At 50.3% G+C, this 13,639-nt stretch carries 12 protein-coding genes and 1 tRNA gene; 3 read left to right on the top strand and 10 right to left on the bottom strand.

Features of this window, described 5'->3' with window-relative positions:
- Positions 1-16: 16 nt before the first annotated feature.
- From acnA to VFK44_12425, 4 genes are all read right to left on the bottom strand, one after another.
- A complete protein-coding gene (gene acnA, locus VFK44_12440) occupies positions 17-2,749 on the bottom strand; it encodes an aconitate hydratase AcnA (protein HET7629172.1) in 2,733 nt (910 codons plus the stop codon).
- 149 nt (positions 2,750-2,898) lie between these two features.
- Positions 2,899-3,858 carry a thioredoxin-disulfide reductase gene (gene trxB / locus VFK44_12435; protein ID HET7629171.1) on the bottom strand — a complete coding sequence of 320 codons (960 nt, stop codon included), beginning with the start codon at positions 3,856-3,858 and terminating at the stop codon, positions 2,899-2,901.
- A 70-nt stretch (positions 3,859-3,928) separates the two neighbouring features.
- On the bottom strand, positions 3,929-5,332 hold the full coding sequence (gene selA / locus VFK44_12430) for an L-seryl-tRNA(Sec) selenium transferase (protein HET7629170.1): 1,404 nt from the start codon (positions 5,330-5,332) through the stop codon (positions 3,929-3,931).
- A 25-nt stretch (positions 5,333-5,357) separates the two neighbouring features.
- Positions 5,358-5,579 (bottom strand): Rdx family protein, encoded by a 222-nt coding sequence (locus VFK44_12425; protein HET7629169.1) that lies wholly within the window; start codon positions 5,577-5,579, stop codon positions 5,358-5,360.
- A gap of 179 nt (positions 5,580-5,758) precedes the next feature.
- Between VFK44_12425 and selD the strand changes: the two genes are divergently transcribed.
- Positions 5,759-6,805, top strand: a complete 1,047-nt coding sequence (selD, locus tag VFK44_12420; protein HET7629168.1) for a selenide, water dikinase SelD — start codon at positions 5,759-5,761, stop codon at positions 6,803-6,805.
- Between the two features lie 12 nt (positions 6,806-6,817).
- On the opposite strand, the gene selB is transcribed toward selD, so the two are convergent.
- Positions 6,818-8,734 carry a selenocysteine-specific translation elongation factor gene (selB, locus tag VFK44_12415; protein ID HET7629167.1) on the bottom strand — a complete coding sequence of 639 codons (1,917 nt, stop codon included), beginning with the start codon at positions 8,732-8,734 and terminating at the stop codon, positions 6,818-6,820.
- Between the two features lie 107 nt (positions 8,735-8,841).
- On the opposite strand from selB, the gene VFK44_12410 reads away from it, so the two are divergent.
- A tRNA-Sec gene (locus VFK44_12410) sits at positions 8,842-8,938 on the top strand.
- A gap of 406 nt (positions 8,939-9,344) precedes the next feature.
- On the top strand, positions 9,345-9,818 hold the full coding sequence (locus tag VFK44_12405; protein ID HET7629166.1) for a DUF2621 domain-containing protein: 474 nt from the start codon (positions 9,345-9,347) through the stop codon (positions 9,816-9,818).
- Between the two features lie 85 nt (positions 9,819-9,903).
- On the opposite strand, the gene VFK44_12400 is transcribed toward VFK44_12405, so the two are convergent.
- The 5 genes from VFK44_12400 to VFK44_12380 form a co-directional block, all read right to left on the bottom strand.
- The gene (locus VFK44_12400; protein ID HET7629165.1) at positions 9,904-10,563 is read right to left on the bottom strand and encodes an amino acid ABC transporter permease; all 660 of its coding nucleotides are present in this window, start codon (positions 10,561-10,563) and stop codon (positions 9,904-9,906) included.
- Positions 10,564-10,573: 10 nt separating this feature from the next.
- Positions 10,574-11,230 (bottom strand): amino acid ABC transporter permease, encoded by a 657-nt coding sequence (locus VFK44_12395; protein HET7629164.1) that lies wholly within the window; start codon positions 11,228-11,230, stop codon positions 10,574-10,576.
- A gap of 59 nt (positions 11,231-11,289) precedes the next feature.
- Positions 11,290-12,144, bottom strand: coding sequence for a transporter substrate-binding domain-containing protein (locus tag VFK44_12390; GenBank protein HET7629163.1), 855 nt, complete (start codon positions 12,142-12,144; stop codon positions 11,290-11,292).
- Positions 12,145-12,188: 44 nt separating this feature from the next.
- Positions 12,189-12,911, bottom strand: a complete 723-nt coding sequence (locus VFK44_12385; GenBank protein HET7629162.1) for an amino acid ABC transporter ATP-binding protein — start codon at positions 12,909-12,911, stop codon at positions 12,189-12,191.
- 235 nt (positions 12,912-13,146) lie between these two features.
- A complete protein-coding gene (locus tag VFK44_12380) occupies positions 13,147-13,617 on the bottom strand; it encodes a cytochrome c biogenesis protein CcdC (GenBank protein ID HET7629161.1) in 471 nt (156 codons plus the stop codon).
- Positions 13,618-13,639 lie beyond the last annotated feature (22 nt).

The following is a 13,639-nucleotide window of genomic DNA, read 5'->3' as shown; positions in this document are numbered from 1 at the left end:
CGGATCCTTTTTCGTTTTATGCGTGGTTCGGTTGTTGCAATTTGTTGCGAAGCACCATTTGCAAGATGCCACCGTGGCGATAATAGTCAATTTCGACATCACTGTCGAAACGAACAATCGCTTCAAACGTCTTTTTATTGCCGTCTTCGTCAACAGCCGTAACCGTTACGTTTTGACGAGGCTTCAAGTCTTTCGGCAATTCCACTTGAATCGTTTCTTTCCCGCTCAATCCAAGGCTTTCAGCGCTTTCTCCTGCTTGGAATTGCAACGGAAGAACCCCCATCAATGCAAGATTGGAACGGTGAATCCGTTCGTAGCTTTCCGCAATGACCGTTTTAATGCCAAGCAAGTTCGTACCTTTTGCAGCCCAGTCACGCGAAGAGCCCATGCCGTAATCTTTACCGGCAAGAACAACGAGGCCCGTATCGTTCTGCTGATATTTCATCGCGGCATCAAAGATCGACATCACTTCGCCAGTCGGCCAGTAAGTCGTCCAGCCGCCTTCGGTACCCGGAGCAATCTGGTTGCGGATCCGGATGTTGGCAAACGTCCCGCGCATCATCACTTCGTGGTTACCGCGACGGGAACCGTACGAGTTAAAATCAATCGGGCGAACGCCTTTTTCGATCAAATATTTGCCTGCAGGACTGTCTTTGGCAATGGCGCCGGCAGGTGAAATATGGTCCGTCGTTACCGAGTCTCCGAATTTACCAATAACGCGCAAGCCTTGAAGCGTTTCAATTTCACCCGGTTCTTTCGAAAGGTTTTCGAAGAACGGCGGGTTTTGAATGTAAGTGGAATCTTCGTCCCAGTCGTATAACGTACCTTCGCTTGTGTTGAGTTCATTCCAACGTTCGTTTTCATCAAACACGCGCGAGTACTCTTTCTTGAACAACTCAGGGCTCAAGCTTTCACTCATATATTGCTGTACTTCTTCACTCGACGGCCACAGGTCGTCAAAGTATACGTCGTTTCCGTCTTTGTCTTTGCCGAACGATTCGGTTTTCAAGTCGAAATTGACGCTGCCGGCAAGTGCATAGGCGACAACGAGCGGCGGCGAAGCCAAGTAATTCGCTTTCACAAGCGGATGAATCCGGCCTTCAAAGTTACGGTTACCGGACAATACGGAAGTGACAGCCATGTCGTTTTCTTCGATCGCTTTTTCCACTTCGTCTGGAAGCGGCCCGGAGTTACCGATACAAGTCGTACAGCCGTAACCAACAAGGCTGAAGCCAAGCTGATCGAGATAAGGCATTAAACCGGAATGGTTCAAGTAATCCGTAACGACTTTCGACCCCGGTGCCAAGCTGGTTTTCACGTAACGCGGAACTTTCAAGCCTTTCTCAACCGCTTTTTTCGCCAACAAGCCGGCGCCGATCATAACGCTCGGGTTCGAAGTGTTCGTACAGCTCGTGATGGCAGCAACTGCTACGGCCCCTGTTTTCAAGACAGACTTTTCACCGTCTGGATGAACGACTTCCACTTCTTTCTTAATTTCATTTTCGTCAAGTCCAAGACCATGGTTGCCCGCTTCGCGAGTCAACATTTGATTGAATTCGTCCTTCATGTCGGTAAGCTTAATCAAATCTTGCGGACGTTTCGGTCCGGACAAACTCGGCTCGACTTCAGAAAGATCAAGTTCTACGATATTCGTGAAATTCGGATCTTGCGCTTCTGGCGTATAGAACAAGCCGTTTTCTTTGCAATACGCTTCAACGAGGCGAATTTGCTCTTCGGAGCGGCCCGTCAAACGCAAGTAGTTCAACGTTTCTTCGTCAACCGGGAAGAACGTAGCCGTCGCACCGTTTTCAGGCGACATGTTCGAAATCGTTGCGCGGTCCGCAAGTGACATTTCCGAAAGTCCTTCGCCGAAGAACTCCACAAATTTGCCGACAACGCCTTTGGCTCGCAATTTCTTCGTCACGTGCAACGCAAGATCCGTTGCTGTCGTTCCTTTCGGCATCGCACCGGTAATCCGTACGCCGATCACTTCCGGTACCGGGAAGTAAGACGGTTGTCCGAGCATGCCGGCTTCTGCCTCGATTCCGCCGACGCCCCAGCCAAGTACGCCGAGACCGTTGATCATCGTCGTATGCGAGTCCGTTCCAAGAAGTGTATCCGGATAGGCGATTTTTTCACCGTTTTCTTCTTCTACACCGTGGACAACCGAAGCTAAGTATTCAAGATTGACTTGGTGCACGATACCCGTAGCCGGCGGAACCGCACTATAGTTATCGAGTTCATTTTTCGCCCATTTCAAAAATTTGTAACGTTCCATGTTCCGTTCGAATTCACGTTCCATGTTGAATTTCAACGCGTCAACCGATCCGAAACGGTCCACTTGCACGGAGTGGTCGACAACGAGGTCAACCGGGATTTCCGGGTTGATTTCCTCTGGGTCGCCTTTCATGTCCGCCATGGCTTTTCTCAACGAAGCGAGATCAACAACTGCCGGTACACCCGTGAAGTCTTGCAAAATGATTCGGGAAGGGTTGAAAGGCACGTCGACGTCCGACTTCATCTTGTCGGTGCCCCAGTTTGCCAAGTTCTCAACATGTTCCTTCTTAATCGTTTTGCCATCATACTGCCTTAATACCGATTCCAGTAAGACTTTGATCGAGTAAGGCAGGCGTGAAACGTTTCCAACGTTCGCTTCTTCCAACGCTTGAAGACGGTAGTAGTTATACTTTTGGCCGTCTACTTGAAAGGAAGCGCGAGCTTTGAAAAGGTCGTTTTCCGTTTTTGCCATCATGTTTCCCCCTCATCACTCACAGAATTCTACTAGTCTATTTTACGCAATTTCAACCGATAAGTAAATGACGATGCCGTTATTGTTTATGATAACTTTTGCTTATCAAAAAAAACGTTCTCTTCCGAATGGAAAAGAACGCCGCGACTTTATTTTTTTGCTTGATCCGTGCTTAGGCTCCAGTCCGTGAACGCGTTTCCCTCGAGATAACGCTGGCAATCCATCGCCGCCATGCAACCGGTTCCGGCCGCCGTGATCGCTTGACGGTACGTGAAATCTTGTACGTCTCCGCAGGCAAACACCCCGTCAACCGTCGTTTCCGTCGTTCCCGGTTTCACGTTCAAATAACCTTTATCATCCATCCCGACCTGCCCTTTCAAGAACTCCGTGTTCGGCGTATGACCGATCGCAATGAAAACGCCGTCGGTGGCTAACGTTTCTTCGACGCCGTTCTGATTCACCAATTGAACGGCACTCACTTTCCCGTTATCCGCCAAAATTTCCTTCACTTGCGCGTTCAGCTTCCATTTAATTTTTTCGTTTTCCTTCGCCCGATTTTGCATGATTTTCGACGCGCGCAGCTCGTCGCGGCGATGAATGACCGTCACTTCGGAAGCGAATTTCGTCAAAAACGTTGCTTCCTCCATCGCCGAATCGCCACCGCCGACGACAACAATTTTTTTGCCGCGAAAAAAGAAGCCGTCACATGTCGCGCACGTGCTGACGCCTTTGCCGACGTTTTCACTCTCTCCCGGAACGCCGAGCATTTTTGCCGATGCGCCGGTAGAAATAATCACCGACTCCCCTTCAAACGTCCCGAGCGAATCAACCGTCAGCGAAAACGGTTTGTTTGAAAAATCGACGGATTTCACATAACCTCTTTCGAACGTCGCGCCGAAACGCTCAGCTTGTTTTCTCATGTCATCCATCAATGCCGGACCCATGATGCCGTCGGGAAAGCCCGGAAAGTTCTCTACTTCAGTCGTGAGCGTCAGTTGCCCGCCCGGTTCCGGTCCTTCGATGACGAGCGGGGCCATATCGGCGCGTGCCAAGTAAATGGCCGCCGTCAAGCCCGCCGGTCCAGTTCCGACGACGATCGTTTTGTACATTCGCCATACCTCCTCGGTTCGTCGTTCTTCTCCATAATATTCCCTCAACGGCCGTGAAGTAAAACGGCCTCTATTGATCGACGGGTTCGCGAAGCGCCGACAATACCGATTCGCACTCGTCTTCGCGAATCGTTCGAAAATCGAGGAACGCTTTTTCGGAGGCGACGCGGCCGATCACAGGTGGTTCGTGACTTCGCAAGTGATCCAAAACCATTTGCGTTGTCCATTGCGGATGTACAATGGTGACGCCGCAAGTTGGCAAAGCGACATCCGGCATTGTCCCGCCCCCGACCTTGGACGTTTCTTCTCTTACAGCGAACCGAAACGCTGGAACGGTACGATTGGCGTACGAAACAAATCGTTCTGCACGCGCACGGATGTCGGCAACAGTAGCGGTCATATCGCGGATGACCGGAATCGTTGTTTGCGCTTTTCCGAATAGATAAGCTTTCATCGTTGCCTCGAGCGCGGCCAAAGTCATTTTATCAACACGCAGAACACGGGCCAATTGATGCTTCTTCAACCGCTCGATTAGCTGTTTTTTTCCAGCGATAATCCCCGCTTGCGGGCCGCCGAAAAGCTTGTCGCCGCTGAACGAAACGAGATCTGCGCCTTTCGCGAGCACTTCAGCAACGAGCGGCTCTTTCCCGATGCCTTCTGCGCGGAAATCGTAAATCGCTCCGCTCCCGAGATCTTCGTAATAAACGCATTCGCGATCGGCGGCCAATTTTGCCAACGGGGCGGTATCCACGGTTTCCGTGAACCCGCGAATCGTGAAATTACTCGTATGTACTTTCATAATCATCGCGGTTTCTTCATCGACCGCTTCCTCGTAGTCATGCAATCGCGTCTTATTCGTCGTGCCTACTTCTACGAGCAGCGCGCCGCTTTCCTCCATGATCGAAGACACGCGAAAAGATCCGCCGATTTCGACGAGTTGACCACGCGAAACGATCACTTTGCGATCTGAAGCCAAAGCCGACAAAACAAGAAAAACCGCAGCCGCGTTATTGTTCACGACCATGGCCGCTTCCGCGCCAGTCAACCGGCAAACATACGGTTCAACAAGATCGTGGCGCGACCCGCGCTTTCCTGTTTCACGATTGAACTCCAAACTCGAGTAATTCACCGCCGCTCTCGTGACCGCCTGTACAGCCTCGTCGCTCAACCTGGCCCTCCCTAAATTCGTATGGAGGACGACACCGGTGCCGTTGATCACCGGCGTCAGCTTGTTCGCACGATACGACTCGAGCCGCTCGGCCAATTTTTCGAAAAGATGCGCCGTCAACGCTTCAGCCGTCGGTTCGCCTTTCCACGTTCCGGCCAATAAAGCTTCGCGCAGTTGTTGAAGTTCCGCGCGCAGCTCCTCTGTCAAAAATGTCTCGGAAATCTCGAAACGCTGTGCCCATTCATTGAATTTTGGATGTTCCTGCAAAACGTGCACGGCAGGCAGCATGCGCATTAATCGATTCATATCTTCCTCCATACGGGGATCGCGATTAGCCGGCAATCGCCTCCATCTGCTTGATTACCTTTTCGGCTTCCGGGAACACGCCCGTCTCGTATTTTGAATACAACAGCTTCCCGTTGACCTTGACTTCGAAGGCGCCTCCGGAACCGGGGATCAGCTCGATCCGTTCGATGCTGTTCGACTGCCCCCGATAATGAGTGAATAACTGTTCCGCGAAACTCGCGGCTTTTGGCGCGTAGTTTCATTGCATGCAAAATTCGATCGACACATGATACTTCACAGAGCATCCCTCCTTTTTCTTTCTATTGTATAATACCCGTCTTGTTGCGTAAAAAATATGAAACCGTTGCCTCCGCAATTGAATTTGACGGTTTGTTCGTGAGAAAATAAGATGAGCATGGAGATTAACGAAAAGGCGGTGAGGCAACGATGGCGAACATCCGATTGACGACGTTGAGCTCGAAAGGCGGTTGAGGCTGCAAAATCGCACCGAGCGATTTGACGCAAGTTTTGCGTCACCTTCCGAAGACAACGAAAGACCCGAATCTTCTTGTCGGAACCGAGACGAGCGACGATGCCGGCGTTTACAAAATCAGCGGCGAGATTGCCCTCATCCAAACGGTCGATTTCTTTACGCCGATCGTCGATGACCCGTACACATTCGGGCAGATCGCCGCCGCCAATGCACTAAGCGACGTTTACGCAATGGGCGGCGAACCGAAAACGGCACTCAATCTCGTCGGATTTCCGATCAAGCAGTTGGACGAGTCTATATTGCTGGACATTTTGCAAGGATCGGCGATAAAAGTAGAAGAAGCTGGCGCAGTCGTCGTCGGCGGCCACTCGATCGATGATCAGGAACCGAAGTTCGGGCTGTCGGTGACAGGGATCGTCCATCCGGAACGCTTTCACCGAAACGTCGGAGCGAAAGAAGGCGATGTACTCGTCCTGACGAAGCCGATCGGCGTCGGCATTCAGACAACGGCTTTGAAAAATGGAAAACTGAACGCGGACCGGTTGAATAAAGTCACGGACGTGATGACGACGTTGAACGCGGATGCCGCAAGGTTGTTAAAAGGCGTAGATGTGCATGCCGTGACGGACGTCACCGGCTTCGGCTTGCTTGGCCACGCGTGCGAGATGGCGAAAGGAAGCGGCGTCAGTTTCATCATCGATGCCGGCAGCATCCCCGTTCTCGAAGGGACGCGCGTGTTGGCGGAATTAAAGCAAGTGCCGGGCGGCACAAAGAAAAACCACGCATGGTTAAAAAATGACGTAGCCTACGCGGACGATATCGACGAAGTGATGCAATGGATCCTTTGCGACGCAGTCACGTCCGGCGGGTTGCTCGTCAGCCTGCCGCGGCGGGCAGCGGAAACTTATGTGAAAGCAATGAAAGCGGCGGGCAGCGGCGATACGGCAATCATCGGCGAAGTCGTGAAAGCGGGACCGCACACGTTGACCGTGAAAAACTGACGGGAATGCCCGTCAGTTTTCTCGTTTCAGCCAACCGCGCACACCGCGATCGATCCATTTTCGTTCATTTCCGGTGCGAACGGTCATTTGCATCGCGTCCATTCGCTCAAGAAGCGGAATCAAATATTTGCGTGATACGTCAAGCGCCGCTTTCGCCGTTTTCACATCAAACGGGGCCCCGCCGGTATGTTCGAATAAACGACGCACCGCAGAACGGAACGCCTCCCGGTGAACTAACGCAAAGTCACCGAGCTTCACCGCCTTGTTTTGCTCCAGCAAAAACGCACGAAAATCCGCGGCGACCGTTTCCGGCAGGCCGTGCATCTCGACGAGCGCCTGCCAATGATCGACTTCGAGCCCCGCTTCCTCCATTTCCGCCGTCAACCGCTTCAATCGTTTTTCGAAAGCTTTCGGCATTGCCGGCACGAACGCCGCCAATGCCAATACAGGTCCGTGCCTGTTCACGCGTTCGCTCGCAACGAGCGCTTCAAGAGCCGCTTCCTTCACCGTTTCCGATCCTTTCAAACGGTTGAGCATTTCCGCTTTCTCAATGCCGCGGCGCAACGGATATCGTTCATGATAGTCTTTCAATTGGTCAATCATGTCGTTTTGGACTTCATCGAACGCACGTCGGTACACCCATTGACCATCACCGATCAACCGAATCACCCCGCGCTCATGCAGCGTTGCCAACAGCTGCTTCAGCGGTTCGCCATACACCCGAAACGCATCGGAGATCTGCTGTTCCGCGAGGGCGCCTTCCTGTTCAAACCGATCAAGCACCGCTTCTTCCAGCGTACCTTCACTTCTCTTTTTCAATCGTTGGATCGTTTCTTCGCCAAACCGGTGTTTCTCCGCTTTCGCTTCGATGACTTTCCCGCCGCCAATCGTTTCCGCCGGTGTCGGCCGCCTTATGATGAAACGATCGCCATTCACAGCGACAATCGGCTCTTCCAACTGCAGCTGAACGTAAGCTTCTTCCCCGGCTTCCAACTGTTTTCGGTCGAAAAAAACCATCTTCCCTTTCGCCTGTGCGGTGCCGATATGAAGGCGAATCGGGGCTCGTTGCTTCACGTGGTGTCGCAGCTTGCGGGAAGCGGTTACCTTCACATCGAGTCGCTTCGTCGTCCAATCAGCGTCCGAACCGACCAACACGTCGCCGCGATGCAGCTCTTGCTTAGACAAGCCGCTAACGTTGATCGCTGCCCGCTGTCCGGCGCCGGCCTGTTTCACCCGTTCATGCTGCACTTGAATTTGCCGTACGCGTACCGACTGCCTTTCGGGATAGACCGTCAACGTTTCTCCTTCCTTTACCGTCCCCTCGACGATCGTGCCGCGCACGATCGTTCCTTGACCGTGGATCGTAAACACTTGATCAATCGGCAGACGCAACGGCCCTTGCCTTTTTCGCGGCGCCACTCCGGGCAGTTTTTTTCGAAACAGCTGTTTCAACGTCGCCATGCCGCGTCCGGACAGGCTGTCCACGCACACGATTTCGGCTTCCGCCAATGAGCAGTCGCTTAACGTTTCTCGGACGTCCTCTTTCACGAGCTCGAGAATCTCCTCATCGGCCTTCTCGCATTTCGTGATCACGACGATGCCGTTTTCGACGCCGAGATAAGTCAAGATTTCCAAATGTTCTTCCGTTTGCGGCATCACGCCTTCATCGGCTGCCACGACGAGAACAACGAGATCAATGCCGGCCACCCCGGCGATCATTTGTCGAATAAAACGTTCATGGCCCGGCACGTCAATGATCGAAACTTGCATTTCCTCATCCAAATCGAGTCGGGCGTACCCCGGCTCAATCGATACGCCTCGTTCTTTTTCCGCTTTCAATCGATCGGTGTCGACGCCGGTCAAAGCCTTCGTCAACGCCGTTTTCCCGTGATCAATATGCCCCGCCATGCCGACCGTATAGTGCTTCACATCCGACACCTCCGCGTTTCCCATGTTTGTATCGGCATTATACCATGTTCTTTTCCTTGCTTTTTCTTTTTTCGAGCCCTTATAATAAAATTCCCTTCCGGATTCTCGGGGCCGGCTGGGGTGCTGGTGTCCCCCCGGGCCTTCAAAGCCCTGCGGGAGGCGCGTGCCGTCTCCGGTGGGTTCGATTCCCACACGGTCCCGCCAATTTTTTTTCGCCAATCACCAACCGTCTCACATAGGAACGAATTTCCAAATATACCTGGGTAAGGTATTATTTTTTTGCCTTTGTGGACAACTGTGTATAACTTGTCGTTGTGGATAAATGTGTATAACTTCATTCATTTATGTATATTTATGCAGATGCCGTATAACGCTGTATCAGTCTGAAACACAGGCTGTTATAGTCCATAAACTGTTCTATCGCCAAGTTATCAACTGTTCTATTCAAACCGACTCAGATTTTGCCATTTCGGCAACAGTTACAGCATTAACATAAGCTGAGTTATGTCAATCTTCCAGGAAACGGCGATTCGGCTTGATTTTTCGGGATCACGGCGTCTATAATGGCGATAGCGTACGGATGAGAGTTTATTTGAAGAGGGGAATCCGGATGACGGATTTATTCATGTGGTTCATCGCCTTTTGGACCGTTTGCATGGTCGGTTTCATGGCGATCGGCGGGTTTTTCATGTTCCGCAAATTTTTGAAAAAACTTCCGAAAGAAGACGGCCGGTCGATCATGGATTGGCAAGAGCATTACGTAAACGAGACGAAACATTTATGGACGCCGGAACAAAAGCAGCTTCTCGAAGAGCTCGTCGCTCCGGTGCCCCAACTGTTCCGTGACCTCGCCAGGCACAAAATCGCCGCAAAAATCGGCGAACTCGCCATCCGGGAACGAGCAGCGAAAATCGATCAAGACTTGATCGTGCGCGGATACATTCTCGCAACCCCGAAAAAGGATCACCGATGGTTGATCAAAACGCTCGAACGAAAACAAATTGATCTTGCCCCTTATCGTTCCTTTTTCGATGAGTCGCGGTTCGGCTCGCTTCTCGACAGACGTGCCGGCGAAAGCAAATAAATTCGATCCCCCTCCCCTCCCCCCTTAAATCGCACAAAAAAAGCGGGTTCCGATCAAGCGCTGATCGGAACCCGCTTCTGTCACATCAACTTAATTTCTTTTCGAGCCTAATGCTGAACGAGGATAAACCGAAATTAATAACGAAATAAATAACGGCTACCAAAACGATGATCGGAAAGATAAAGTTTAATTGATGATTCCAAATGATTTGCGCGCGGTTTAAGATCTCCAAAAGACCGAACATTGCAGTATAGGACGTATCCTTGACGATGGTAATGAATTGACCGACGATCGCTGGAATCATCCGTTTAAAAGCCTGGGGCAAAATAATATGGTTTAACATTTGCAAATACGTGACCCCTTGGGATTGCGCTGCTTCCAATTGGCCGTCTTCAATCGAGTTCAGCCCCCCGCGAACAATTTCCGCCAACTGACTGATCTCGAAAATGATCAACCCGATCGCCAACTTCCAAAACAGCGGAACATCAAACGGCAAGTTTAGTTGCGGCAAACCGAAATACGTAAAAAACAAAATTAAAATGAGCGGGGTGTTTCGAATGACTTCCGTGTAAAGGAAAGCAAAGTGTCCGAGAAACGGCGTTTTGCTATAGCGAAAAATCGCGAGCAGCGCACCGAGGACAAAACTGATCACAATCGTCACGAAAGCCAACAGCAAAGTAAGCAAAATGCCCTTTGCCAAAAACTGCAAATTTGTCCAACTGTAAGCATCGATAATTAAGTCCATTTCCATCACCTCACGCGACCAAAAGCTTTTTTTCCAAGAAATTAACGAATACGCTTAACGGAATCGTAATGAGCAAATAAAAAAGGCCAGCGGTGATGTACACGGCAAATACCGCTCCTGTGCTCCCTTGCAGCGTATCAGCGACGTACATAAGATCAGCCCCGGCAAAAAAAGCGAGAATCGCCGAGTTTTTCACCGTATTGATATATTCAGTGCCGAGCGGCGGAATCACGATACGGAACGCCTGCGGAAAGATAATGTACACCATGGCTTGCACGTATGTCAGTCCAGAGGCGCGTGCGGCCTCCATTTGGCCGGCCTCAATCGATTGAATGCCGGCTCGGACAATTTCCGCCACGTAAGCCGCGGTATAAAAGCTCAAGCCGAGTACGCCAGCTTGAAAGCCGTTGAAATTCAAAAATGGAAGATGAAGTTGCGGCAACGCATAATAAAAGAAAAAGACTTGAACGAGCAACGGCGTGTTCCGCAAAAACTCGACATACCAGCGGGCGAAAAAAGCGAGCGGCTTGACGCCCGATACTCTTAATGCCGCCACGATCAAGCCGAGGATGAGGCTTAAAACGACCGCAATGGCGCTTGTCAGTAACGTTCGCAAAAAACCTGACCAATAAAGGTCCAGATGTGAAAACACAGCGGCAAAATCCATTTCTACTTCCCCTTTTCAAACGATAGGGCCGGCGTTTACACCGGCCCTTGTGATGGCTGTTATTTCAGCATCGTGTTTTCTTTTAAAATATCTTCAGGCGGTGCTTCGCCAAACCATTTTTTATAAATTTCTGCCAGTTTGCCGGACGATTTCAGTTCATCCAAGAAATCATTGACGTATTTTCTAAATTCATCATCGTCTTCCCGGAAGATCATGCCGTACGGTTCGGACGTGAATAAACCGCCGGTCAAAACATAATTCGGGTCTTCCTTGTGCATACCGAGCAAAATGGCGTTGTCGGTCGTCAACGTATCACCTTTCCCAGCTTTCAAGGCGCTGAATGCTTGAGCATAATCGTCAAACAATTTAACCGGCGCGTCTGGTGCTTTTTCCTTAATATTCTTTTCGCTCGTCGAGCCTTTCACGGCAATGACTGTCGTGTCCGGACCGAGATCGTCGATGCTTTTGATCGGGCTTCCTTTTTTCACCAAAAGCGACTGTCCTGCAATAAAATAAATGTTGCTGAAATCGACGCGTTCTTCGCGTTCAGGCGTAATCGTTGCGGTAGCGGAAGCCATGTCAATTTCTCCGTTGTTGACCATTTCAAAGCGCGTTTTCGAGTTGACTTGCTTAAATTCTAAAATGTCTTCCAGCTTTTTGTCTTCGCCGAAAATATGTTTCGCCAATGCGCGCATTAAATCGGCGTCATAGCCCTCGACTTTACCGGTTTTCGGATCTTTTAAGCCAAACAAGTTAACATCATATTTCACGCCGACGATCAGCTTGCCGCGATCTTTGATTTGTTGCAATGTATCCTTCGCTTCGCCTCCGCTTGACCCCGACGATTCACAGGCCGATAAAACGAGGCCCATCGTGAACACGAGCGTCAAAAGCAATAAGATTGATTTTTTCATTTTGGATCTTCCCCCTTCTTATTTATGGAAAAGAGCATAGGCGCTTACAAAATTTTGCTCAAAAACGCCTTCGCTCGTTCCTCCTTCGGATGTTGGAAAAATGCTTCCGGCGTGTTTTCTTCCACAATTGCGCCGTCATCCATGAAAATCACCCGGTCGGCAACCTCCCGGGCAAACCCCATTTCGTGCGTGACAACCACCATGGTCGAACCTTCGGTTGCCAACAGTTTCATCACGTCAAGCACTTCCTTAATCATTTCCGGATCGAGAGCCGAAGTCGGTTCGTCGAACAAGAAGATTTTCGGTTTCATCGCCAATCCGCGGGCGATCGCCACGCGTTGCTTTTGCCCTCCGGACAATTGGTCGGGCTTGGCATTTGCCTTATCGAGAATACCAACTTTGCTTAACTGTTCTTTTGCTTGCAGTTCGGCTTCTTGCCGCGGAATTTTCAGCACTTTGCGCGGAGCAAACGTCACATTGTCCAAAACGGACATATGAGGATATAGATTAAAATGTTGAAACACCATGCTAATTTCTTTGCGCAGTTCGTTGAGCTGAATCTTCTTATCTTCGAGCGCTTTACCGTTGACTTCAAGATTTCCTTTCTGAAACCTTTCCAACCCGTTAATGCAACGAATCAACGTGCTCTTTCCCGATCCGCTCGGACCGACAATGACGACAACTTCTCCTTCATCGATCTTCAAGTTGATGCCGTTGAGTACGTGCAAATCGCCAAACCATTTGTGAACGTTTTTGAATTGAATCATCGCGACACCCTCACCTATGCTACAATTTCGAACATTATGAAAATATAGACCGAAACGGTCATTCCTTTGTGGTGTAAATGGAATTTAATAAGCCCTATCCTCTATGTATACGTATATCTTACCATTTCCCTTTCAATCGTCAAGGATTTTTTTACATTTCTGATAAGAGTCTCCTCCGTGTTCCGCTTAGGACGACACGAAAAACCTCCCCGCTGTATAGACGAAGAGGCCGACTTCATGCATGATGGTTCGTCAGTTGCTGTTCGTGCCGTTTATAACCGACGAGCATCCCGATTCGCCACGGCAAAATCATGCCGAAGGCGAGGATGAAAAACAGTCCGCTCGTCACCGGCAACGTTACTTCTTCACCAACGTAGAATTTCATGATCGTTCGGATGATCAACAGCCCGAACAAGATGAAAACGAAAGCTTTCGACCGTTTTAAATAAATGTCGTTGCCGCGAATTTCAAACCGGGACGTTTTGATCAAGAACACGGAAAACAAACAGCCGACGAGAAAGGCGCCGATCGCCTCAATGAACGGCGGCCGGAACAGCGGATCAATGAACATGAGAAATCCGGTGCTCATGCCGATTGGAGGCAAAATGATTTTTTTTACCGATGCCGGCTTTTTCGCAGCTTTCATGCGAACCATTAAAATGATCATGGCAAAAAAAGCACCGACGAGTACGCTGACTATCAACAATGTTATCCACCTTCTTTGTCAC

The sequence above is a fragment of the Bacillales bacterium genome, from assembly GCA_035700025.1.
GTDB lineage: Bacteria > Bacillota > Bacilli > Bacillales > DASSOY01 > DASSOY01.
This window is presented reverse-complemented; position numbering and strand designations above follow the sequence as displayed.